The organism is Campylobacter concisus (assembly GCF_050447445.1).
Lineage (GTDB): Bacteria > Campylobacterota > Campylobacteria > Campylobacterales > Campylobacteraceae > Campylobacter_A > Campylobacter_A concisus_BI.
Map to the genome: position 1 here is coordinate 302,726 of NZ_JALMFW010000001.1, position 22,578 is coordinate 325,303.

The window sequence follows — 22,578 nt, forward strand, 5'->3', positions numbered from 1 at the left end:
AAAATAAAAGGTTAAATTTGAAAAGACTTAGTGTAAATGAAGCCATCGATCTTATAGAAAATGCACCGCTTTACGAGCTTGGCAAGATGGCGTTAACTAGAAAAAAAGAGCTTCATCCAGAGGGCATTACGACCTTTATCGTAGATCGCAACATCAACTATACAAATGTCTGCTGGGTGGATTGTAAATTCTGCGCATTTTACCGCCACGCAAAAGAGGAAGACGCTTATGTGCTAAGTTTTGAGGAGATCGGCAAGAAGATTGAGGAGCTAATAGCCATCGGCGGCACGCAAATTTTATTTCAAGGCGGCGTGCATCCAAAGCTAAAGATCGAGTGGTACGAGGAGCTTGTGGACTACATAAGCAAACACTATCCAAGCATCACGATACATGGCTTCTCAGCCGTTGAGATCGACTACATAGCAAGAGTTTCAAAAATTTCTACAAAAGAGGTCTTAAGACGCCTAAATGAAAAGGGCTTATACTCGATGCCAGGGGCTGGAGCGGAGATCTTAAGCGACAGAGTGCGTGACATCATTGCGCCAAAAAAATGTGACACCGCAGACTGGCTTCGCATACACAAAGAGGCGCATGAGCTTGGCATGAAGACGACTGCGACGATGATGTTTGGCACGGTTGAGAGCACTCGTGAGATCGTGGAGCACTGGGAGCATATCAGAAATTTACAAGATGAAACGGCTGGATTTAGAGCCTTTATACTTTGGAGCTTTCAAGGGTTAAATACAAAGCTTATGCAAGAATTTCCAGAGATCAAAAAACAAAGCTCAAACGTCTATCTAAAGCTTCTTGCCGTTTCAAGGCTCTTTTTGGATAACTTTAAAAATATCCAAAGCAGCTGGGTTACACAGGGCAGCTACGTTGGTCAGCTAGCGCTTCTTTTTGGCGCAAACGACCTTGGCAGCACAATGATGGAAGAAAACGTCGTAAAAGCCGCAGGAGCGAGCTTTAGGATGAATCAGGACCAGATGATCGAGCTTATAAAAGACGTCGGAGAAATTCCAGCTAAGCGTAACACAAACTACGATATTTTGGAGAAATTTTAGATGAAAATTTTAGATATCAATGTAAAAAATATAAAAATTCCAGTCGTTTTTGAAAGCTCAAAAGCGATGCCAGTAGTGAGCCTTAGACTTGTTTTCAAAGCAGCTGGTAGCTCTCAAAATGGCAAGCTTGCAGGCTTAGCTAGACTAAGCGCAAATTTACTAAACGAGGGCGATATAAAGCTAGGCTCGGCTAAATTTGCCAAAGAGCTTGAGGTAAGGGCGATCAGCCTAAACGCAAGCTGTGGCTTTGAGACATTTTGCATCGATCTAAACTGCCTAAAAGAACATTTTGCCTTTGCGTGTGGCAAGCTAAAAGAGCTCTTGAGCGCTCCAAATTTAACAGACGAGATCCTAAATAGGTGCAAAACCGTCACACTTGGCGAGATCGCAGCAAATGAAAATGACTTTGACTACGTGGCAAGGCAGGGGCTCTTTGAGCTTTTGTACCCAAAAAGCGTGCTAGCTCTGCCAAGTATCGGCACTAAAAAGAGCATAAAAGCGATCACGCTTGAGGATGTAAGTAAATTTTTAAACGAGCATTTAGATCTTTCAAATCTGCTTTGCGTGCTAGGTGGCGATATAGACGAGAAGCAGACAAAAGAGCTCGCTAGTGTTTTAGAAATTTTAGAGCCTGGTAAAGCTCGAAAGTTAGAGCACTTTAGCCCAAATGGCAAGTGCGAAAGTAGCGAGATCATCAGGCAAAGCGAGCAGGCATACATCTACTTTGGTGCGCCATTTAACGTAAAACCAGAGGAGAAATACAAGGCTGCAGTGGCGACATTTATCCTGGGTGAGGGTGGCTTTGGCTCAAGGCTCATGGAGGAGATCCGCGTGAAAAGAGGGCTTGCTTATAGCGCCTATGCTAGAAATTTGCTAAATCTCTCTTACAGCCAGCTCTACGGCTATATGCAGACAAAAAATGAAAAAAAAGATGAGGCCATTGCCGTTATAAAAGAGGAAATTTTAAAATTTAGTAAAAAAGGCGTTAGCAAGGCCGAGCTTGAGCAGGCGAAGAAATTTTTACTTGGTTCGTTGCCGCTTAGACTTGAGACGCTATTTAAGCGCCTTGACATCGCGCAAAGCGAGTTTTATGAGCATGGCGAGCTTGGGGCATTTTTAAAGGATCTAGATAAAATTTCAGCCCTTTCGCTAAGCGAGCTAAATAGCTTCATAAAAGCCCACGCAGAGATCAATCGGCTAAGTTTTTGCGTCCTAAAAAATGAAATTTGAAGCAAGTGACAGAGCAAAACTTCTAAAAATAGGCGTGCTTAGCCTACTTGACCTTGCTCTAGTGCTACCAAAGGGCTTTGAGGATACGACGATCGCTAAGAGCCCAAGAGAAGGGCAGGTCTGCATAAATGTAAAGATCACTTCGCTTGCCTCACGCCCTGGCATGCTAACAGCACTTGCCTTTTGCGAGCAGTGGCAAAGTAGCGTAAAGATCGTCATTTTTAACGCGAAGTCTTGGCACTACGGCGCTTTTAAGGTAGGCAAAGAGATGGCGATATATGGGCTTTGCTCCTACGCCTTTGGCTCGTGGCAGATAATAAATCCAAAAATCACCACAAAAGTAGGCCAGATCGTGCCTAAATTTAAGACTGAGCTAAAAGATGATGAGTTAAAAAAACTTATCTTAAAATATCTAAATTTGCAAAATTTACTGGCCGAGGGCTTAAATGAAAAAGAGGCTAAATTTTTAGCCAATCTGCAAAGGCTAGATGAGCAAAGTGTACAAATTTTATACCGCCTAAAAAATGATGGCGAGGGCGTGGAGATCTTAAAATTTGTAGAAATTTTTAACTACATAAAAAAGCTAAGTGCTAAAAAAACCTACTTTAAAAGCCCAAAAATCAAGCTTTTTGATATAAGCTCTTGGCTTAAGAGCTTGCCATTTACGCCGACAAACGACCAGATAAAAGCGATAAACGACATCAGAGACGACCTTAGTGCTGTGCAGGCAAAAAGGCGCGTCATAATGGGCGACGTGGGAAGCGGTAAGACGCTAGTGATCCTAGCAGCAGCACTCAGCGTCTATCCGCAAAGTGCCATTTTGATGGCGCCAACAAGCATCTTAAGCGAGCAAATTTTTAACGAAGCAAAGAGGCTACTGCCATCTTTTATGAATGTTATGTTGGTTCAAAGCGGAGAGAAAAAGCTTAATTTTGACGGGGTAAACTTGATCGTTGGTACGCATGCACTACTCTTTCACGAGCTACCAAAATCGCCGCTTGTCATGGTCGATGAGCAGCACCGCTTTGGCTCAAACCAGCGCAAAAAGATAGAGGAGCTGGCCTCAAACGAGGACGAGCGAGCAAATTTTGTGCAGTTTTCAGCTACACCTATACCTAGGACGCTAAGTTTGATCCAGTCATCTATCGTAAATTTTAGCTTTTTAAAGCAGATGCCGTTTAAGAAAAATATAACGAGCCAAATTTTAGGCGCTAGTGAGTTTGGCTTTTTGCTAACGCACATCAAAAAGCAGCTTGCGGGTGGCTTTCAAGTAGCCATCATCTATCCGCTAGTTGAGAGCAGCGAGAGCTCAAACTACCAAAGTTTAAGCGAGGCACAGGGCTTTTGGTTAAAAAATTTCAGAAATGTCTTCGTCACGCACGGCAAGGACAAAGAGAAAGAAGAAATTTTAAGACGGTTTAGAGAAGAAGGTGAAATTTTGCTCTCAACAACCGTTGTTGAGGTCGGGATCTCGCTGCCAAGGCTAAATACTATCGTGATCGTGGGCGCTGAGCGGCTAGGGCTTGCCACGCTTCATCAGCTGCGAGGCAGAGTGGGGCGAAACGGCGGCGATGGATACTGCTTTTTATTTACCAAGCTAAAAGAGGCACCAGCAAGACTAAAAGAATTTTGCGCGACAAATGACGGCTTTAAGGTGGCTGAGCTTGATCTGAAAAACCGCCAAAGCGGTGATATATTAAATGGCTTTTTTCAGCACGGGGCGACCTTTAACTTCTACGACTACGAGGATGATATCACACAGGCTGCAAAGATGAGAGTGGCGGAATTTAAAAATAACGTTTAGTGGCTATTTTAGTCTAAAATTTTGATTTTCTTTTACTGGCTCTTTTGACTTGTTTAAATTTTTTATAATTTATCGAATTTGAAATGAGTGGCAAGGCTAAGCTTTGTAAAATTTATAAAATTATTTTTTACTCTACGTTCTTTGCATACATTCTCGCATGGTATACCGTCATGATCGCGATCAAAGCCACTGCGTCCACACTCTTTTAGATAGTAATACGCCTCATCGCAACTCTTCATCTCTTTACAATAGCGTTTAGAGCAATCAAATTTATCAGCCGCATTTGCTATCAATGCAAAAAATAAAATCAAAATTAACTTTTTCATTTTTACTCCAAAGGCAGTATGTGTGAAATAACAAAAAAAGTACAAAAAGTGCTTTCAAAAGAATTTATCCTTTTGAAAGCAGATAAATTTAAAGAGGATATGTTAGGCAACACTCTCTTTGCACTTTGTCGATGTAGCTCACGTTTAGATCGAGTCCATAAAGTTTACTTAAATTTTCACTTTTAATAATCTCGCTGACTGAGCCAAACTCAACATTTCCATCACCTTTTACAAGAGCGACATATCCGCCAAGAAGCACAGCAAAGTCAGGGTTATGAGTGGTTAGCACAACCGAGTAGCCAAGCTCTTTTAGCCATTTTACTGTGCGTAGGAATTTATACTGGTTGCCAAAGTCAAGTGCGCTCGTTGGCTCGTCAAATATAATCATCTTTGGCTGCGCAGCCATCGCACGTGCGATCATGCACATTTGCTTTTGGCCACCACTCATCTGCGTGATAAAGCGATCTTCAAGATACTCGATCTCAAGTTTTTTAGTGTAAATTTTAGCGATCTCCTCGTCCTCTTTACTAGGCCTTGCAAAGATACCAAGATGTGCAGCACGCCCCATCGTGATAAACTCAAGCCCTGTGTAGTCATACTCTGTGATCTCGCTTTGAGCCACATATGCCATTATTTTTGCTCGGTCTTTATTACTTAGGCTCTCTACGTTTTTGCCATCGAGAAAAATTTCTCCAGATACTGGCTTTAGTGAGCCACTTATCAGCCCAAGGGTTGTTGATTTGCCGGCTCCGTTTCGCCCAAGAATGGTTAAAATTTCCCCAGCGCCTATCTTTAAATTTACATTTTCTAGTTTGCCAGCTCCATTTGGGTAGCTAAAGTTTAAATTTTTAACTTCAAGCATCACGCAACCTTTTTATTTCGCCACAAGACCCAGACGAAAAATACTGTGCCGATAAAGCCGGTAAGTACGCCAAGAGGCACTTCGCTCACGCTTATGCTACGTGCTAGAGTATCGACAAATAGCAAAAACATCGCACCCATAAATATGCTTGCTGGCATGCTTTTTATGTTATTTGCACCAACTAGCATGCGTGCTAGGTGTGGCATGAGGAGCCCCACCCAAGCGACTATTCCGCTTATGCAGACGCTGCATGCTGTAAGAAGCGTAGCGCAAATGATAACGATAGCACGCTCAAAAGCCACATTTACACCTAGTCTTGCCGCACTCTCGTCGCCAAGAGAGAGCAAATTTATACGCCAGCTCATGGCGATAAGTAAAATGGCGCAGATGATCATCACTGGGGCGATGTATATTAAGTTATCGCTATCAAGCTTAGCAAGGCTACCAAGCTGCCAGTAGACGATGTCAGGTAACTTTGTTTCAGGGTCTGCGACATACTTTAAAAAGCCGATTATTGAACCCATGAGGCCACTTACGATGATACCAGAAAGAACCAACATAAGCGTGCTCGTGCGTCCCATCATCTTAGGTATGGCTAGAGTGATAGCAACGGCTGCTAGGCCAAAGCCAAATGCAAAAATTTGTATCCAAATTAGCGATAGATCAAAGATGATCGCAGTTGCAGCTCCCACGCAAGCACCTGCTGATACGCCTAGAAGGTCAGGGCTTACTAGCTGGTTTTTAAAGACACCTTGATAGGCTGCACCGCTCACGCTAAGAGCGGCACCGACTAAGATAGCGGCTATAATGCGAGGTATGCGTAAATTTTCTATCACGTTTGTGATGTTGCTAGCTGCGCCATCTCCAAAACCAAAGCTGTGAGCTAGCACGCTAAAGACGTCGTTAAAAGGTATGTAAAATCTACCAACGCCAAGTGCGACAAAGGCGCAAACAAGCGTTAGTAGAGCTAAAAAGATAACAACTATTGAAAAATTTGTGTTTTTCATGTCTTACTTGCTGCTACCGTCAGGGTTTAGGCCTTTTAAGATATAGCCATACTCTTTGTCACTAAGATCGTGATTTAAAAACTCTTTATAAAACTCTTTTGTTTTTACTTTCATATCGACATCTTTAAATAGATCTGGTTGGATAGTTTTTGCTGCCCATAAAATTTGAAGTACGTTTTCAGCACCATATCTATCCCAGCTAAATACACCTTTTGGGTTACCATAAACTTTGCCGTTTTTAACAGCGTTTGAGCCAGAGAATGCAGGGTGCTCTTTTATCTTTTTGATCTGTGCGTCTGTGTCATTGCCGCCAACGATGATGATATCAGGGTTTGCATTGATGATCTCTTCAGCGCTAACTTCGATCATTGAACCCTCAGTATTGATAGCATTTACACCGCCACCTAGCTTGATCCAAGTGTTTTGGATGGTGTTTGTACCATCAACTTTTAGCAAATTTGCACCACCAAGAAGGTGAAGTACTTTTGGACGTTTAGCATCAGGGATGCTTTTTGTTCTTGCTGTTACAAACTCAGAGTTATCGTGGATTTTACTAGCAAGTTTTTCAGCTTTTTTTCTAGCATCATCAGTGCCTATGACTTCAGCTGTTGCGTAGATGCTTTTCTCCATATCTGGATAGTCTCTAAAGATCAAATTTACCGCGCTAAAGCCGTTTTTGATAAGTTCATCTTGAAAATTTTTGTTATACACTATGATAACGTCAGGTGCAAGTTTAACAAGCTCTTCGATCTGAAGGTCTTTGCCATTTAGTGCAGCTGGTAAATTTTTAAGTTTTGGATAGACGTGCTCAAACCACTTGTTGTTTTTGATCAGATCGGTTGTGGCTACAACCTTATCCATACCGCCAAGTGCTAGGATGATCTCGTTGTTTGCATTCCACAGTGCAGCGATCTTCTCAACTTTTTCTGGGACGCTTACTTTTACGCCTTGCATATCGGTTATGCTTCTTGCAGACTCAGCTGCGTTTAGGCTAAGAGCCATAAATAGTGAAGCAACAAGGCTAAATTTGGTTACTTTATGCATAAAATTTGTTTGCATATTTTTTCCTTTATTTTTGAAGTATAAACATGTATGTTAATAATATTTATATTAATTCTATGTAAATTTTGCATATACATTATGAAGAATTTGCATATATTGTAAATTCTTATAAAACTAATGGGATAAATTCTCTCCTTTTATTGACATATGTCATTATTTGCTTTTTTAAAATGAGCTAAACTTCACCTCAAAATTTTTAAAAAAAGGAGAATCAATGCGTGAATACAAAAAGTATTGGCTAGCACTTGTTGCAGTACTAGTAATTTGCTTTAGTATTTTAGGCTACTACGGCGTTGAGGTTTATAGAAGCTCGCCACCAGTTGTAAATTTTACAGATGAGAATGGCAATGTCGTGATCGACAAAGAGAGCATCTATAAAGGTCAAGAGGCCTGGCAAAGCATAGGAGGTATGCAAGTTGGCTCTGTTTGGGGACACGGCGCATATCAAGCACCCGATTGGAGTGCGGACTGGCTTCATAAAGAGTTAGTTATATTTTTAGAGTTAAAAGCAGATGAAATTTATCACTCAAAATATGCTGACTTGAATGACGAGCAAAAGGCAAATCTAAAAGTTCTACTTAAAAAAGAGTACCGAGAAAATGGCGTAAAAGACGATAAAATCGTACTTAGCAGCGATAGATTAAAGGCTATGAAACAAGTAAGCCAAGAGTATTCGTCACTTTTTGGAAATGACCCTAAGTTTAAATCTTTAAGAGAAGCTTATGCGATGAAAGAAAATACTCTTCCAAATGCTTCTGATAGAGATGATCTTAATAACTTTTTCTTCTGGTCAGCCTGGGCAACTGCAGCAAACAGACCTAATAGCGATGCTACATACACAAACAACTGGCCACATGAGCCACTAATAGATAATGTACCAACAAGCGAAAATATCTTTTGGTCAATCGCAAGTGTTGTAATACTTATTGCTGGTATTGGATTTCTTGTTTGGTTTAGCTCTTTTTATGGCAAAAAAGATGATGAAAAGTTGGAAGCTATTAGCGAGGATCCGCTTAGTAAATTAAGCCTAACTCCATCTCAAAAAGCTCTTAAAAAATATCTTTTTGTAACTTTGGCTCTTTTTGCTTTCCAAATTTTAATAGGCGGCTTTACAGCTCACTATACAGTCGAGGGACAGGAATTTTACGGTATAAATTTATCAGCTTATATTCCTTATTCACTTGCTAGAACATGGCACATTCAGGCTAGTATTTTCTGGATTGCGACAGGATTTTTAGCAGGTGGTCTTTTCCTAGCACCTATTATAAATGGCGGTAAAGATCCAAAATTCCAAAAGCTTGGCGTAGATTTATTATTTTACGCACTACTAATCCTTGTGGTTGGCAGTTTTGCTGGCGAGTATTTAGCGATTGCAAATATTATGCCTATAAATTTAAGCTTCTGGTTTGGACACCAAGGATATGAATATATCGAGCTTGGACGTGTTTGGCAAATTATTTTATTTGTTGGCCTCGTCATTTGGATGCTACTTTTACTTCGCGGATTTATCGGTGGATTTAAGAACAAAGGTGACAAAAATTTACTTGCTATCTTTGCAGCTTCTGCTGTTGCAGTTGGATTATTTTACGGAGCAGGATTATTTTACGGTCAAAGAAGTCCACTTCCAGTGATGGAATACTGGCGCTGGTGGGTTGTACACCTTTGGGTTGAAGGCTTTTTTGAGGTCTTTGCTACCGCTTCACTTGCTTTTGTATTTGTTAGTCTTGGTCTTGTTTCAAAGAGATTTGCTACATTTTCAACACTTGCGAGTGCATCACTTTTCTTAGTAGGCGGAATTCCAGGAACTTTCCACCACTTATATTTTGCAGGCACTACAACACCTATAATGGCAGTTGGCGCTAGTTTCTCAGCACTTGAGGTAGTTCCTCTTGTATTGCTTGGCGCTGAAGCTTATGAGCATTATAGACTTCAGTTTGCTCAAACTTGGGCTAAGACATTAAAATGGCCACTTTACTGCTTTATCGCAGTTGCTTTCTGGAATATGCTAGGCGCTGGTGTATTTGGATTTTTAATCAATCCTCCGATTTCATTATTTTATATCCAAGGCCTAAATACGACTCCAGTTCACGGACATGCTGCGCTATTTGGTGTTTATGGATTTTTAGCACTTGGATTTGTTTGGCTAGTAGCTACTTATCTATTCAAAGGTCAAGAATTTGATGAAAAACTTATGAAAGTAGGCTTTTGGGGTTTAAATATAGGCCTTATGCTAATGATCGTGCTTTCACTACTTCCAATAGGAATTTATCAAGCATTTGCAAGCCTAGAGCATGGTATGTGGTATGCAAGAAGCGCTGAGCTTTTACAACAATCACACTTGCAAAATTTAAGATGGGTAAGAATGATTGGCGATACGATTTTAATAATTGGTGGAATCAGCTTCTTTGCACAACTTCTAAAATTCATGCTTAATAAAAAAGCTTAAAACTAAAGGGGTATTTTGCCCCTTTATTAAGCTATCTTTTCATAAAATAACGCAAATCTAAAAGGAAAGAAATGATTACATTTTTTAAAAGAATTTGCGTTATTTTTATCGTACTCTTACACTCTTTTTTGGCTCTTGTAGTTGATTATTCATTTCCACACTATGCAAATGTGCAAATCACAGGTGGCGATGTCAAACGTATGGACAAAGATGGTATCATCGATGCTAAAAATCCAGCTGATGGCCCTACCAGAGATGTTTATTTTATCTACACTAAAGATTCTAATAATTCAAATAAAGTCATGGCTTATAGAAATGAAGATACTGCGTGGGGATTTCCTTTTTATTTTAAATTTAACTCAGCTGATGTACAAGCCAAGGCCCAGGGCTTTGCAAATAGCGATAAAAACGTAACTGTAAAATATTATGGATATAGAATTTCTATGCTTCAAGAATTTAGAAATGTCATCTCGCTAAAAGAAAGTGGTACAGATACTAGTTGGCCAGTAACTAGCTATGTATTTTACTTTATCTTGTTTATCTCGCTAATCATTTGGATAAGAAAGATAAATAAGGCCTTTAGACCAAAAACTAGTGAAAATTTAGAGAAATAGATAGTGTTTGTTTTAGCTATTTGATATTTTAAAAATCAAAAAGGGAGCTTCGTTTCTCTTTTATCTTTAAAAATTTCTGACGTTATCAGGCATTTTTAGCTCGTTTGCTCTGCTATACCATTGGTATATTTATCTATGTTTTTCATCCTATAAAACAAATTCTACGCCTTGATGCTTGCAATTATTTTTAAGAAAATCACCCACTTTTTTATGGCATGTAATTCTTTGCCTTGCCATTTATTATTTGTGACCTAGTTTAGTTCGCCAAGATCTTTTAAAAAGAGGCGCTCGCACGAAAGCTCACCTTGTATCTATACCTATCTCACGCAAGGATATCTATTCTATTTTTGAAAATTTAAAGCCATTTGCTGGCGTAGCAGTCTTTGTAAGCAGGGTTTTGAACTATAAGAAGAAATTTATAGTAGATTGGCATAAATTTTAGGGGCAAAGTTGCCCCTAGTTTTAGTAAAGACCGAAAGTTCCGTCTGTTCTTTTGTAGATCACACGCATTTTTGCGTCAACATCGTTAAATACATAAAATTGTTTATCGCTTGATTTTAGTTTTTCAAGTGCTTCTTCGACCTCAAGTGGTTTATAAATTTCAAGTTCCATAGGTACGATCTCCTCGACACCTTCGATCTTTTCTTCTCCTATTCTTGAGCGAAATTCTTTGTCGTCAGCCTTGCCTTTAACAGTAAATTTCTTATCATGCTCTCTTCTTAAAACTTTTGATGCTTTTTCGATAGCAAGATCGATCGCAGCGTAAAGATCTTTATCTTTTTGGCGAACGACTATCGTATCTTTGTGAGCCATATTTAGAGAAAATTCTGCATTAAAGCCTTTTTTTCCTTGTTTTTCATCGGCTGCTACAACACATCTTGCTGAGATAATGTCGAGATTGTATTTGCCAAGTGTATCAAAAGCGTCTTGGATATAGTTTTTGATTGGCTCTGTTAGCTCAAATTGTTTTCCTACAATGCTTATGTTCATCGTAATCTCCTTTATAGAAAGTAAGATGATTATAACACGCTAAAACTAAAAACAAATTAAACTAAAATCTTTATAAAATTTTAAAGTTTCTGAAGAGTTCGTTTGTGAAAATTTATAGGATTTGGTGTTTTTTTATCTTTTGATTTTACAAAAACATCAAAGATCATGTTGCCAGTACTTGCGACTCCGTTTGTTCCTGGCATGATGGTCGGTGGAGTGCATATGCCGATATCTCCAAAATAAGTTATTGTTACATTAAAGTCGAACATATCGTTAAATTCTCCATCTACTTTATCTAAGCATTTGTTTGAGAAATCAGTTCTAAAAATTTCAAACATTGCATACTCTGCTGCTGCTTGAGCAACGAGTTGTGCTTGCTCTCTTAGATAAATTTCACTGCTTTGTCTAGCTGATGTGCTAGCTATCGAAAGGGCAAGAGTACTGATAGAAGCTGCCACAACTAGAAAAAATATCGCTGCTATTAACGTAAATCCTTTTCTCATTAATAAACCGCCTTTGACTTGCAAATGGTTACTTCTGATTTTTCTGCTTTAAGGCAAAGTTTTAGCGCGATGACTCCATTTTTTTCTGTAAAGACAAATCTTGTTACATGTTTAGCTAGTGTTGCACTTTCGGCTTTGATATCCTTTGTAGATGTTGAGCTAAATTTTTTAAAGCTTTCATTTAGCCATGGCCTATAATTGTAGTAAATTTTAAGGTCAAAAGAGCCATTTTGTATATCCTCGGCACTTTGCTCAGCTGGCGCTATGGCAATGGCTGTGTAAGCTAGCTTATACTGTTCTGAAATTTTTTTATTTTTAAAATCACTTGAAATCTTAAGCGTGTCGATTGATTGTATGCCAACTTTTGCGATATCTAAGTGCCTTTGGTCTAAATTTTCTTGATAGCCAAAGCTACTACCAACTCTATAAAGTATGCTAGAAAATATCGCTACTAAACCACCATTTTCATTATCGGCGTTTATACACCTAGAGCCGCTATTTACATCTTCTTCATTGCTGTCATTTTCGCAGGTCAAGTCCATTACACCGTTTCTAAAAGCATCATTAAATTTGCTTCCAGGGCTTTTTAATCCATTTGCAACAGAGCTATTTGCAAGATCTACATATCCGCTATATATGCCTTCTTCGATGATAGGATCTCCGCTAGTATCATCTCCTTTATATTCGTTGATACCGTCAAATAGCTCATAAGCAGCTGGGATAAATTCTAAAATTTCAAAGTCACTACTTAAATTTACGCCACTATCATTTAGAGCTAGATAATCTCCATTTTTTTTCCTAGCGATAACGCTTTGTTTGATTCTGTGGCTAAGCAGCATTGAAATTTGCTCTAGAGCGATTTCGCTTTGTGTTTCTAGTTCGTTTATTACTTTGCTTTGAAAATAGTTTTGATATAAATTCATAAGCGTATTAAAGCTCATAAGTGAGATAACGCCAAGTACGGTGATAACTATTATTAGCTCAATTAATGTAAAAGCTTTTTTTGTTTTTTTCATTTCCATTCTTTTACACTTAGAGTGCTACTTTCACCTATGTTAAAGGCATATCCATAAAGTACGCTTTTGCTCTCTTTTGTAGTTTTCATAGTCGTATCTAGCTTTATCTGTAAAACGTCACTATCGTTTAAAGGAGTGCTAACTACAAATTTATCAGCTCCATTTGTTATAGTTGGAGTCGTTTCTGTGTCTATGATAAAGTCGCGTTTAGTAGTACTAGCAGTTGGTGAGATGGATTTTTGGGTATTGAAATTTTTGATAGATTTTACTTTAAAATTTACGCTTTTGATTGATTCTGGAAGCTTTGAATCAATAGGCCTTGTGGCACATGCAGATGAATTTTGCACCGGATATGCAAGTATCCTATGTCCTTCTCCTTTTACACCGCTTTTTTCATAAAAATCCGGATTTGCCCCTTGGTCGCAGATAATAAGAGGAAAAATTATAGCCTCTTGAGTGGTTATAGATGATGGCATGGTGTTTTTACCGGCTATTAAGACTTGATCGCTAAATGGTGCTTTTAATATTAATGACATATAGGTTTTAGCATTCATTAGCCCTTCTTGCATTAAGGACTGCTCGCTTAAATTTGAAGTAGTTCTTACTGCTAGTGGCAAGCTTGCACTTACTATGGCTACTACAAGCACTGACAAGATAAGCTCTATCAATGAAAAGCCGCCCCTTTTTACCACTCTATTCTCCTGTTTGTCTTGTCGCTTATATCTAGGTTACTATCACTATTTGATTTTACTCCTATAAAACCTCCAACTGCGCCGCTTGTCTTATCTTCTATGTTATTGCTCTTTAGGACTTTACCAGCCCATTCGCCATTTGGTACTAGAAAATTTAGATTAAAATTATTTGTTTCAGTTTTCTCATCAAATTCACTATAAAGAAGCCAGCTAGGTGCTCTCATTTTAGCCACATCAGTAACTGCCGAAGGGTTTCTTATAAAAATTATCTGCTCGCCATTGCTTATGCTGCTTACATCATTTCTTAAAACAGTGCCGCTGTAAGTGTTTGTAAAGCTAAAGTCATGATAGTTAAGTACTCCTGCATTGTGTTTTGGATTGGTGGCCCAAAATGGCGCAGCTGGAAAGTCTTGCCATAGTTTGCCATTATCTTTCATATAGATATTTTTATTGCATCCATCGCAGTAGGCACCATAATAAATTTTGGCGTAAAAGCCGCTATAAAGCCCTTCATAAAATGGTGCATAAACCCTACCAAAGTAAAATTTTGCCGTTGTTTCTGTTACTGGTTTTTCATATTTTTTTACTGTATCGGTGCTATCTGACATGCCACTAAAGCTAAAATCATTACTTGAAATAGTAAAAGGGTTTTTAGCATGATTTACTTTTCTTTCAAAATTAAAATATACTTCACCTTTGCCTACGCCATTTACAAAAGTATTTTTCTCTACATAAAATGTTGATTTTGTAGCACTTGGATCTATTGCTTTTCTAGTATTTGAGCCAGGAATTTCAAAAAATAAAATTTCTTCATTTGCTTTTGCTAATGTACCGGCATTGCCATCATTATCTGTAAAATTTAAAGGAACTCTGTCTAGCTTTATGTCAAAGTTCATATTTTTTGCATAGCAATCTTCATTATAAAGTTTTGCAGGGTCATCGTTAAACAACCTGGCAGTTACTTCAAAGTTAAGCTTTGCTTTTTGTATGCCTTCATTATCAAGGTATGTTATATCGCTATCTTTTGTTATCTTTAGCTTGCTTATTTGTATATCTTTTGGTCTAAATAAATAATCTCTATTACCTTCTAGCTTTATATTGCATCCGATTCTTCCTTCTTGAGCAGTATCTTGTGAAGGATCGTTGCTAATTGAGTTTTTTACACAATCATCAGCTCTTGATGGCGTATGTTGATCAGTTATTGTATAGTCTTTGTCTAATACATAAAAATATGTATCGCCTATATCTGAGTAAGAAAAGCCAACAGGTCCACTTGACGTGTGACGGAAAATTTTACCCAATGCTTTATTTGGATCGTTAAAATCTACGCTTAGTTTGTTCTCACTCTCTATAATGCTAGGATCGCAAGTCGCACTATATGCTGGCACAAGTTTTATCTCTCCATTTGAGCCACTTATGTTATTTATATAACCATTTGCTAAGCCACTATCAAGAGGTTTCATAGCCGCAAGAGCAATGTTGTTATAAGCTTTGCCGCCTATTAAAACATTGTTATTATTGATCGTATTCTTGTCAGTATCCCATAGCCTGAAGTGACTTGGTCTTATGGCAAAATCATCTAATTTTTCGCATTCAACCTTTGTAGTATTTGTCACTGGATCAAGATGAGAAATTCTAAATTTTACGCTTTTATAGGCTCTGTCAATACTAATGCCTGATAACAAAATATCAGTTACGCCATTAAAAGTTATATCTTGTTCATATAAATTTGTTGGAGCATTGCAAGACTCGACCAACTCTACTTTTATATCCACTGGAGCATCTGGTACTTTTTTATTGCCATCTGTATCATAGTTCGTGATATAGACATTAAATGGCGTAGAAACGATTTTAGTTAGAAGTCTATTTTTAAATTTAGCTTTAAAAGTTGCCGAGCCATCGTCTTGTCTATTGCTTGCGACGAAATTATTTGGACTGGCACTAACGCCTAAAGTAATGTTGTAGTTTTGATTGCTGCATCTTCTTATATATGTATCATAGGGCTGTAAATTTATATCAGCATTAGCAACTGTGGCTTTGTAACTATTTGGCTCAAATTTAGACTTAAGGGTCGTCTCATATATGGCATAAGCGTAGTTACCTTGATGAATTAGCATTTCTCCACCCTTATTTGCAGCAGCACCTTGTCCTAAATAAAAAGTTAAGTCGCTTCCGCTTAATTGCTGCAAGCCTGTGTTGTCGTTATAGTGTACCTGTCCTGACATAGTAAGTAGATCACTAGGTCCTTGCGATGCTTTATCTGCGTATATGTAAGTTGAGTTTGGATTATAAATTTGGCTTGGATCTATTGTAGCTTTTAGTGCAAAGTCTTGGGCAGCTTCATTAGTATTGTTTGTAACTTCAACGAAAGTTTTTAAAATAGTATTTGCTGGCACTACTGTCGGGGTATTTTCCTGCACCTTTGTAAAAGTACTATCGCTAGGTTTTTTTGCATAAATATATTCCATATAGCAAACATCTGGTTTATATATACGGGTAGAAAAGCCTACCATAGCCAAATTTATACGGTCAGCGCTTACAACATTAGCACTGCCTGAATTTTTAATTGTTGTAACTGTAAATTTTATATCTGCTTCTTTTTGGGAATGTGACATTTTGTCTGATATATCAAATATATCTAAGTCTGCTTGAGAGTGAAATTTTTTGCCTAGATTTATAGGTTGTCCAAATTTTGTCATGGTTGAGTTAAATTGATCACCTTTTGCATTGTATTTGCTGGTTATACTCAGATAGCTACCTTCGTTTTCTATTTCAATATTCTCACCTTTTGTTTCTGGCTTTCCGCCAAAAGAAAACATTGTAAGCGTAGCATTTATATCGCCTGCTTTTGGTGTATAGATATTTTCAAATTTTACATCTACGGTTGAGCTCTTTACAGTACCAAATGGATCGCTTGACTTCATCCAGTCTGCTGCAAGCCTTTCTAGTCCATCAAATATACTAACAAGCTTTGGCTCTATATTGTTTGCTGCGGCAGTTTTATCATCAAAGTCATAAATGATGACCAAACTCCAAGCCGCAAATTGTGGTGCGATGGATTGTATCCAGTAACCATTTTGCCCTTGAACTGGTGAGAATAGTAGCGTGCCGTATGTTTTTTTTAGTTTTCTATTAGTGGAATTGTTTACCTTATATATGCCATCATTTGGGTCTATAAAATCATCACTGAATGGAATCGTAGTGGATCTGATATTGCCAGCATAAAATGTCCTATCTGATTCACTAGTACCAAGAGAGTCTCTAACTATATCTGTTACATCAGCGCTTGCAACATATTGGTAGTTTATTCCAGCCTTTACATAGTAGCTATTAGACTCGTTTTGATTGTATGATTCAAGAGTCATTGATTTTGGTTTATACTCACTAAATGAGCCAAACCAAAAGACATCTTTGGGATCAGCATCTATTGTGATTACACTCTTTCCAGGGGCTTTAAAATCAATCCTGCTATATCCTTTTATGTAATTTAGAGCATTTGTATATAAATTTGTTTTAATGGCCCAGTTTTGATAAAGAGAGCCACCCCAGTAAAGCCTGGCATAGACTACGTTTTTGCCTTTTAAATTATTTTGTATAAAGGTATTTTTCTCACTAAAATCAAATGTGGAAGAGGATGAATTTTGACAATAAGGATACTTGCTAGGATTATAAATATATGTTTTTTGGCAAAGCGTGTAATTACTAGACGTAAAGCCACCATCATTTAAAAATATTCTATCGGCTGTAGATGATGTTTTTGTTACATTAGATGGATCTGGAACAAAATTATATCCAGTGTATTGTGGAATCATAATAGTAGCACCAATGGTAGCTATATCGCCATTTACTCTGGTATTTAGATTGCCATTTATTGATCTTTGTCTTAACCCTTTAGAATTATCATCCCACATACCAGTTAATAGCCCATATCCCCATGGAGAAAATTGTTTTGCATAAATATGATAATGATCTTGTGCTACACCTGAGACAAAGTTGTTAGTATCTATCGTCCAAGTTCTATCAGATTTTCTTATGCAATGTGGGATATTTTTAGAAGAGTTATCTTGGTACTCTTCAGCGTCTATAAAGCAAGAATAATTTGCTCCACTACAACCAATAGATGCTGCTTCTGCTGTCGTACAAGCTCTGGGTGCACAAAAACCAAACGTGACAATAGAACAGAGTAAGTATGCTATCTTCACAACAAATCCTCTAAATAACAATAAAAAATCTCTCCTTAGATTTTCTAAAAGCTTTTAGCTATTATTTTTGTATAAAATTTTCTATCATTTCAGCTTGCCCGTACTGAGGATATTTGGCAATGTCTAAAACGACTTGAGATAAGGTCATATTATCCATATTGCAAACGATAGGAGCTATAAAATTTACAGTTGATTTTTCAAGCGGGAGTGCAACAACGATAATGTTATAAATTCTAAGTTGAGAGCTTTCTTTAATCTCCATAAGATCTTCATAATAGCTTGGAATATCGAATTCGTAGCTTCTTAATGCAAAAGGATTTATCATTGTAAAAGATGTCTCATCATCTTTGCTTGCTAGCTTAACAAAAATTTTATCAAGCTCAATTAACTCCATCGTCTTGATATGCTCAAAGCCTAAAATAGGGCTTTTAACACTAAAAATCATACTAACTCCTATTTTGTAAAGTTGCCGTATTTTATCATAGTTTTAAAAAATTTATACAAAAATAATAGCAAAAAATGTAGAATACGAGGATTTAAACTTTTTAAGGAAAAGCATGAAAAGATTTTCTAAATTTCTAGCAGTTGTGGCTCTTTTGGGGCTTTTTAGTGGTTGTGCTGAAAAATATACCGAGCTTTACAATCTAACTCCTGATGAGTGGTATGCTCAGGTTATCGCTGATATAAAAGATGGTGATCTTGAAGCGGCCGATAAACACTATGTTTCAATGGCAAGCGAACACGTAGCAAGCCCGCTTTTGGAGCAAATTTTACTCATCCTTGCCCAAGCTCACGCAAATGATGAAGAGTATCTGATGGCAAATCACTATCTTGACGAGTATATCAAAAGATATGGCGACAACGGCCCAAAAACAGAGTTTGCTCAGTATCTAAAGATAAAAGCAAATTTTGACTCATTTGCTCAGCCAAACCGCAACCAAAAGCTTATGGAAGATAGCGTAACAGAGATCGAGAAATTTCTTTATATGTATCCAAATACTGAATATAAGCCACTTATTGAGACTATGCTTATTAAATTCAAACTCGCGCTTTACTTCCTAGATATGCAAATAGCAGATCTTTACAATAGGACTGGTCGTGACGTTTCGGCTAAAATTTACGAGCAAAAGCTAGAAGATTCGCCGTTTAGAAATTCTGACCTTATCAAGCCTGATGTAGCATGGTATAGAAAACTGTTTGAATAGGAGAAATTTTGCAAATAAACGAAAATAAAGGCTTCCCAACCGAAATTCCCATTATTGTTGAGGACGAGCTATTTTTATATCCATTTATGATAACTCCGCTTTTTTTAAGTGATGATGAAAATTTAAAGGCACTCGAACTTGCCATACAAGAAGAGACTCCGATCCTTGTGGTGCCTACAAAGCCTCAGCAAGACGGCGCTAGAGATTTTGATGGCATCTATGATGCTGGCGTTATCGGCACGATAATGCGCCGTGTGCCGCTACCTGATGGACGTGTAAAAGTTCTATTTCAAGGCATAGACAAAGGTAAAATTTTAAAACAATCAGGCATAAATCCACTCCGTGGTATCGTTGATATGCTCCATGTCAAGCGCCCATCACAGGTCAAAACTGACGCACTAATCGTAGTTTTAAGAGAAAAGGTAAGAGAGCTTTCACAGTTTAGCCATTTTTTCCCGCCTGATCTTTTAAAGACGATCGAAGAGAGCGCTGAAGCGATCAGGGTTTGTGACCTAGTTTCAAGTGCACTTCGCCTAAAAAAACAGATCGCCTATAGCTTTTTTGTAGAGGAAAATTTAGAGCAGCGCTTGCTAAAACTCATCGACTATGTTATCGAAGAGATCGAGGCAAATAAGCTTCAAAAAGAGATAAAAAACAAAGTCCATTCAAAGATCGATAAGACAAATAAAGAGTACTTTTTAAAAGAGCAGTTAAAGCAAATCCAAGCCGAACTTGGAGCGGACACGAGCCGTGAAGAGGAGCTTGAAGAGTACCGCAAAAAGCTTGATGCGAAGAAGAAATTTATGGCCGAGGACGCTTACAAAGAGATCAAAAAACAAATAGATAAGCTTTCGCGTATGCACCCAGACTCAGCTGATGCAAACACTTTGCAAAGCTATCTTGATTGGGTACTTGAGATACCATTTGAAAATGTAGCTAAGAAAAAATCATCTATCGCTGAAGTGAGCAAGCACCTAAATGCCGATCACTACAGCTTAGAGAAGCCAAAAGAGCGCATCGAAGAGTATTTTGCCTTGCGTGAGCTTTTGGAGCTTAGAGGTGTTGGCGAAAAGGTAAATAACGGCGCCATTTTATGCTTCGCAGGCCCTCCAGGTGTTGGTAAGACAAGCCTTGCCAACTCGATCGCAAAAGCACTAAAACGTGAGTTAGTTAGGATCGCTCTTGGTGGACTTGAGGATGTAAACGAGCTAAGAGGCCACCGCCGCACCTATATAGGCGCTATGCCAGGGCGTATCGTGCAAGGTCTTATAGAAGCCAAGCAGATGAATCCAGTAGTGGTTCTTGATGAGATCGATAAGGTTGGCAGAAGCTACCGAGGCGATCCGACCGCGGTTTTACTTGAAATTTTAGACCCAGAGCAAAACAACAAATTTAGAGACTACTACCTAAATTTTAACATCGATCTTAGCAAGATCATCTTCATCGCCACAGCAAATGACGTGGGCATGATACCAGCTGCACTTCGCGATAGGATGGAGTTTATCGAGCTTAGCTCATACACCCCACAAGAGAAATTTGAGATCGCTAAAAAATATCTCTTGCCCCAAGAGCTTAAAAAGCACGGCCTAAAACCAAGCGACGTTAGTATCAGTAAAGAGGCACTTGAGCTAATAATTAGCGACTACACAAGAGAGAGTGGTGTGCGAAATTTACGCCGCAGGATCGCTGATATACTAAGAAAAGTCGCCAAAAATATCCTTACCAAAAAGAATGAAGGCAAGATCAGCGTCACGGCTAAAAATTTAAAAGAGTTTTTAGAGAAAAAGGTCTATGAGATCGAGCCAGCGGATAAAAAAGATCAGATCGGCTTGGTAAATGGCCTCGCGTGGACGAGTGTCGGTGGCGACGTGCTAAGGATCGAGGCTATCAGGATCCAAGGCAAAGGCAATATGCAGATCACCGGTCAGCTAGGTGACGTAATGAAAGAGAGCGCTCAGATCGCGTTTAGCGTGGTAAAAGTGCTGATCGATAACAAAAAACTAAAAGTGCCAATGGCTATCGTGCCAAAACTAGATGATGACAAGCACAAGCTCGAAGCCAGCGACGTTTATAGACGTTACGACCTTCACTTGCATGTGCCAGAAGGTGCTGTGCCAAAAGACGGCCCAAGCGCTGGTATTACGATGGCAACTGCGATCGCATCGATACTGACTGACACAAAGGTCAAACACGACATCGCAATGACTGGTGAGATTACGCTAACTGGTAGAGTGTTGCCGATCGGTGGTCTAAAAGAGAAGCTCATCGCCGCTCACAAAGCTGGCATCAAAACAGCTCTCATACCTCGTAAAAACTATGACCGCGACCTTGTCGATATCCCAACTGAAGTAAAAGCTGATATGAAGATCATCGCAGTAGATACGATCGATGATGTGTTAAAAAATGCTCTTGTAACTAAAAAATAATTTTTCTCTAGTCCTAAGTAAGATTAGGGCTAGAGAAATTTATAAATTTTGACGATTCTAAAATCCAAACAAAAAGCCATATAACGCATAAAAGCAATTAATAATTTAAACATTATAAGCACATGCAGCACACTAGAGAAAAACAAATTTTAAAATTTATGAGCGAACATATCACGCTTCGATTTCAGTGACAAGCAAATAATGAAACCTGAATTTGGTAAGTTGCCAAGGCGAGCAAGTAAAGTTTTAAAATTTGCAAATTCGCTTTGTTAAATCAAGTGAGCGTCAAGCAAATTTTAAAATTTCATGAATGAGTAATTTTGGTTCTAAAATTTGAACTAAGCGGTAAGCGAATTTAGATTTTAGTTCTTGCGAGTGAATGAAATTTTAAAATTTGTAAATTCCTTTTTTATTCAAAAGAGAGACAAGAGGACTCAAATTACGAGGCTGTTCTCTTATCTTCCTTTTTTTTAAATCTGCTAAATCACTCACGTTTAAGATGTATACAATGGCGCTAAAGCACTTCACGCGTTTCAAATACTCTAATAAATTTTAAAAATGTTCGCTTGTAAATTTTAAAATTTGCCGGACTTTTATTTTGCTGTAAATTTTTAGCTATTTATGCTTTGCTTCATGCTCTAAAAGCCAAATTTTAGTTGGCAAGCCCTCGCCGCCCGAGTATCCGCCAAGCCCACTGCTAGCTAGCACTCTGTGACAAGGGACGATGATAGGCACTGGATTTTTAGCATTGGCTGAGCCTGCTGCTCGGTAGGCATTTTTGTGACCTACGGCAAGTGCTAGGGCCGCGTATGTGGTCGTTTCTCCGTATGGTACTTTTTGTAAAGCCTCGTAAATTTTTGCTCTAAAATTAGTTGTTTTTATATCAAGCCTTACGCTAAATTTTTTAAGCTTGCCATTAAAATAAGCCTCTAGCTCATTCAAGCAAAGCTTTAAATTTTTATCTTTTACCGCTATCTTTTCAAATTTATCTACAAAATTTATCTCACAAATTCCATTTTCGCTAGCGATGATCTCCAAAATTCCGATAGGCGATTTTAGGTAAGCTTTTGACACATTTGCTCCTTGAAATTTGAAATTTTGGGCAAATTTTACTTTAGTTTGTTTTGCT

The 22,578-nt window shown here is 38.3% G+C and carries 18 protein-coding genes; 7 read left to right on the forward strand and 11 right to left on the reverse strand.

Features of this window, described 5'->3' with window-relative positions; translation table 11 throughout:
* The first annotated feature begins 17 nt into the window (after positions 1–17).
* From MTT30_RS01600 to recG, 3 genes are read left to right on the forward strand one after another with little or no spacing between them, the layout of a single operon-like run.
* Positions 18–1,064, forward strand: coding sequence for a dehypoxanthine futalosine cyclase (locus MTT30_RS01600; protein WP_429800760.1), 1,047 nt, complete (start codon positions 18–20; stop codon positions 1,062–1,064).
* Complete coding sequence (locus MTT30_RS01605; RefSeq protein ID WP_429800761.1) at positions 1,065–2,294, forward strand: M16 family metallopeptidase; 1,230 nt, start codon at positions 1,065–1,067, stop codon at positions 2,292–2,294.
* On the forward strand, positions 2,284–4,098 hold the full coding sequence (recG, locus tag MTT30_RS01610) for an ATP-dependent DNA helicase RecG (RefSeq protein WP_429800762.1): 1,815 nt from the start codon (positions 2,284–2,286) through the stop codon (positions 4,096–4,098). The genes MTT30_RS01605 and recG overlap by 11 nt, the downstream gene beginning before the upstream one ends.
* 62 nt (positions 4,099–4,160) lie before the next feature.
* Here recG and MTT30_RS01615 read toward each other — a convergent pair whose 3' ends face one another.
* From MTT30_RS01615 to MTT30_RS01630, 4 genes are all read right to left on the reverse strand, one after another.
* On the reverse strand, positions 4,161–4,424 hold the full coding sequence (locus MTT30_RS01615; RefSeq protein ID WP_429800763.1) for an excalibur calcium-binding domain-containing protein: 264 nt from the start codon (positions 4,422–4,424) through the stop codon (positions 4,161–4,163).
* Positions 4,425–4,512: 88 nt separating this feature from the next.
* On the reverse strand, positions 4,513–5,286 hold the full coding sequence (locus MTT30_RS01620; RefSeq protein WP_429800764.1) for an ABC transporter ATP-binding protein: 774 nt from the start codon (positions 5,284–5,286) through the stop codon (positions 4,513–4,515).
* Positions 5,286–6,293 (reverse strand): FecCD family ABC transporter permease, encoded by a 1,008-nt coding sequence (locus MTT30_RS01625; protein ID WP_429800765.1) that lies wholly within the window; start codon positions 6,291–6,293, stop codon positions 5,286–5,288. Before MTT30_RS01625 ends, MTT30_RS01620 begins: the two co-directional genes overlap by 1 nt.
* A 3-nt stretch (positions 6,294–6,296) precedes the next feature.
* A complete protein-coding gene (locus tag MTT30_RS01630) occupies positions 6,297–7,352 on the reverse strand; it encodes an ABC transporter substrate-binding protein (RefSeq protein WP_429800766.1) in 1,056 nt (351 codons plus the stop codon).
* 217 nt (positions 7,353–7,569) lie between these two features.
* Here MTT30_RS01630 and MTT30_RS01635 point away from each other — a divergent pair, with 217 nt between their 5' ends.
* Complete coding sequence (locus tag MTT30_RS01635; protein WP_103604719.1) at positions 7,570–9,801, forward strand: nitric-oxide reductase large subunit; 2,232 nt, start codon at positions 7,570–7,572, stop codon at positions 9,799–9,801.
* Between the two features lie 71 nt (positions 9,802–9,872).
* Positions 9,873–10,415, forward strand: coding sequence for a DUF1523 family protein (locus MTT30_RS01640; RefSeq protein WP_103589603.1), 543 nt, complete (start codon positions 9,873–9,875; stop codon positions 10,413–10,415).
* Positions 10,416–10,877: 462 nt separating this feature from the next.
* On the opposite strand, the gene hpf is transcribed toward MTT30_RS01640, so the two are convergent.
* The 6 genes from hpf to fliW all read right to left on the reverse strand — a co-directional run bounded on the left by hpf (position 10,878) and on the right by fliW (position 18,263).
* Positions 10,878–11,405 (reverse strand): ribosome hibernation-promoting factor, HPF/YfiA family, encoded by a 528-nt coding sequence (gene hpf, locus MTT30_RS01645; RefSeq protein WP_021090930.1) that lies wholly within the window; start codon positions 11,403–11,405, stop codon positions 10,878–10,880.
* An 80-nt stretch (positions 11,406–11,485) separates the two neighbouring features.
* Positions 11,486–11,908, reverse strand: a complete 423-nt coding sequence (locus tag MTT30_RS01650) for a hypothetical protein (protein WP_103576256.1) — start codon at positions 11,906–11,908, stop codon at positions 11,486–11,488.
* Positions 11,908–12,924 carry a type II secretion system protein gene (locus tag MTT30_RS01655; protein WP_429800767.1) on the reverse strand — a complete coding sequence of 339 codons (1,017 nt, stop codon included), beginning with the start codon at positions 12,922–12,924 and terminating at the stop codon, positions 11,908–11,910. The genes MTT30_RS01650 and MTT30_RS01655 overlap by 1 nt, the downstream gene beginning before the upstream one ends.
* Entirely contained in the window at positions 12,921–13,616 is a 696-nt protein-coding gene (locus tag MTT30_RS01660; RefSeq protein WP_103593077.1) for a type II secretion system protein, read from the reverse strand. Before MTT30_RS01660 ends, MTT30_RS01655 begins: the two co-directional genes overlap by 4 nt.
* Positions 13,610–17,818 (reverse strand): hypothetical protein, encoded by a 4,209-nt coding sequence (locus MTT30_RS01665; RefSeq protein ID WP_429800768.1) that lies wholly within the window; start codon positions 17,816–17,818, stop codon positions 13,610–13,612. The genes MTT30_RS01660 and MTT30_RS01665 overlap by 7 nt, the downstream gene beginning before the upstream one ends.
* A 61-nt stretch (positions 17,819–17,879) precedes the next feature.
* The gene (gene fliW, locus MTT30_RS01670) at positions 17,880–18,263 is read right to left on the reverse strand and encodes a flagellar assembly protein FliW (RefSeq protein WP_429800769.1); all 384 of its coding nucleotides are present in this window, start codon (positions 18,261–18,263) and stop codon (positions 17,880–17,882) included.
* Positions 18,264–18,375: 112 nt separating this feature from the next.
* Between fliW and MTT30_RS01675 the strand changes: the two genes are divergently transcribed.
* Both MTT30_RS01675 and lon read left to right on the forward strand, forming a co-directional pair.
* Positions 18,376–19,023 (forward strand): outer membrane protein assembly factor BamD, encoded by a 648-nt coding sequence (locus tag MTT30_RS01675; protein ID WP_429800770.1) that lies wholly within the window; start codon positions 18,376–18,378, stop codon positions 19,021–19,023.
* 8 nt (positions 19,024–19,031) lie between these two features.
* Positions 19,032–21,449 (forward strand): endopeptidase La, encoded by a 2,418-nt coding sequence (gene lon, locus MTT30_RS01680; protein ID WP_429800771.1) that lies wholly within the window; start codon positions 19,032–19,034, stop codon positions 21,447–21,449.
* Positions 21,450–22,064: 615 nt separating this feature from the next.
* Here the strand turns inward: lon and MTT30_RS01685 are convergent.
* Complete coding sequence (locus MTT30_RS01685) at positions 22,065–22,523, reverse strand: methylated-DNA--[protein]-cysteine S-methyltransferase (protein ID WP_429800772.1); 459 nt, start codon at positions 22,521–22,523, stop codon at positions 22,065–22,067.
* Between the last annotated feature and the right edge of the window lie 55 nt (positions 22,524–22,578).

Excerpts from the sequence above, each read along its gene's own strand:
- MTT30_RS01640 (WP_103589603.1), top strand. The coding sequence starts at position 9,873 with ATGATTACATTTTTTAAAAGAATTTGCGTTATTTTTATCGTACTCTTA.
- fliW (WP_429800769.1), bottom strand. The coding sequence starts at position 18,263 with ATGATTTTTAGTGTTAAAAGCCCTATTTTAGGCTTTGAGCATATCAAG.
- MTT30_RS01630 (WP_429800766.1), bottom strand. The coding sequence starts at position 7,352 with ATGCAAACAAATTTTATGCATAAAGTAACCAAATTTAGCCTTGTTGCT.
- MTT30_RS01615 (WP_429800763.1), bottom strand. The coding sequence starts at position 4,424 with ATGAAAAAGTTAATTTTGATTTTATTTTTTGCATTGATAGCAAATGCG.
- hpf (WP_021090930.1), bottom strand. The coding sequence starts at position 11,405 with ATGAACATAAGCATTGTAGGAAAACAATTTGAGCTAACAGAGCCAATC.
- recG (WP_429800762.1), top strand. The coding sequence starts at position 2,284 with ATGAAATTTGAAGCAAGTGACAGAGCAAAACTTCTAAAAATAGGCGTG.
- MTT30_RS01650 (WP_103576256.1), bottom strand. The coding sequence starts at position 11,908 with ATGAGAAAAGGATTTACGTTAATAGCAGCGATATTTTTTCTAGTTGTG.
- MTT30_RS01620 (WP_429800764.1), bottom strand. The coding sequence starts at position 5,286 with ATGCTTGAAGTTAAAAATTTAAACTTTAGCTACCCAAATGGAGCTGGC.
- MTT30_RS01655 (WP_429800767.1), bottom strand. The coding sequence starts at position 12,924 with ATGAAAAAAACAAAAAAAGCTTTTACATTAATTGAGCTAATAATAGTT.
- MTT30_RS01625 (WP_429800765.1), bottom strand. The coding sequence starts at position 6,293 with ATGAAAAACACAAATTTTTCAATAGTTGTTATCTTTTTAGCTCTACTA.
- MTT30_RS01635 (WP_103604719.1), top strand. The coding sequence starts at position 7,570 with ATGCGTGAATACAAAAAGTATTGGCTAGCACTTGTTGCAGTACTAGTA.
- MTT30_RS01675 (WP_429800770.1), top strand. The coding sequence starts at position 18,376 with ATGAAAAGATTTTCTAAATTTCTAGCAGTTGTGGCTCTTTTGGGGCTT.
- MTT30_RS01605 (WP_429800761.1), top strand. The coding sequence starts at position 1,065 with ATGAAAATTTTAGATATCAATGTAAAAAATATAAAAATTCCAGTCGTT.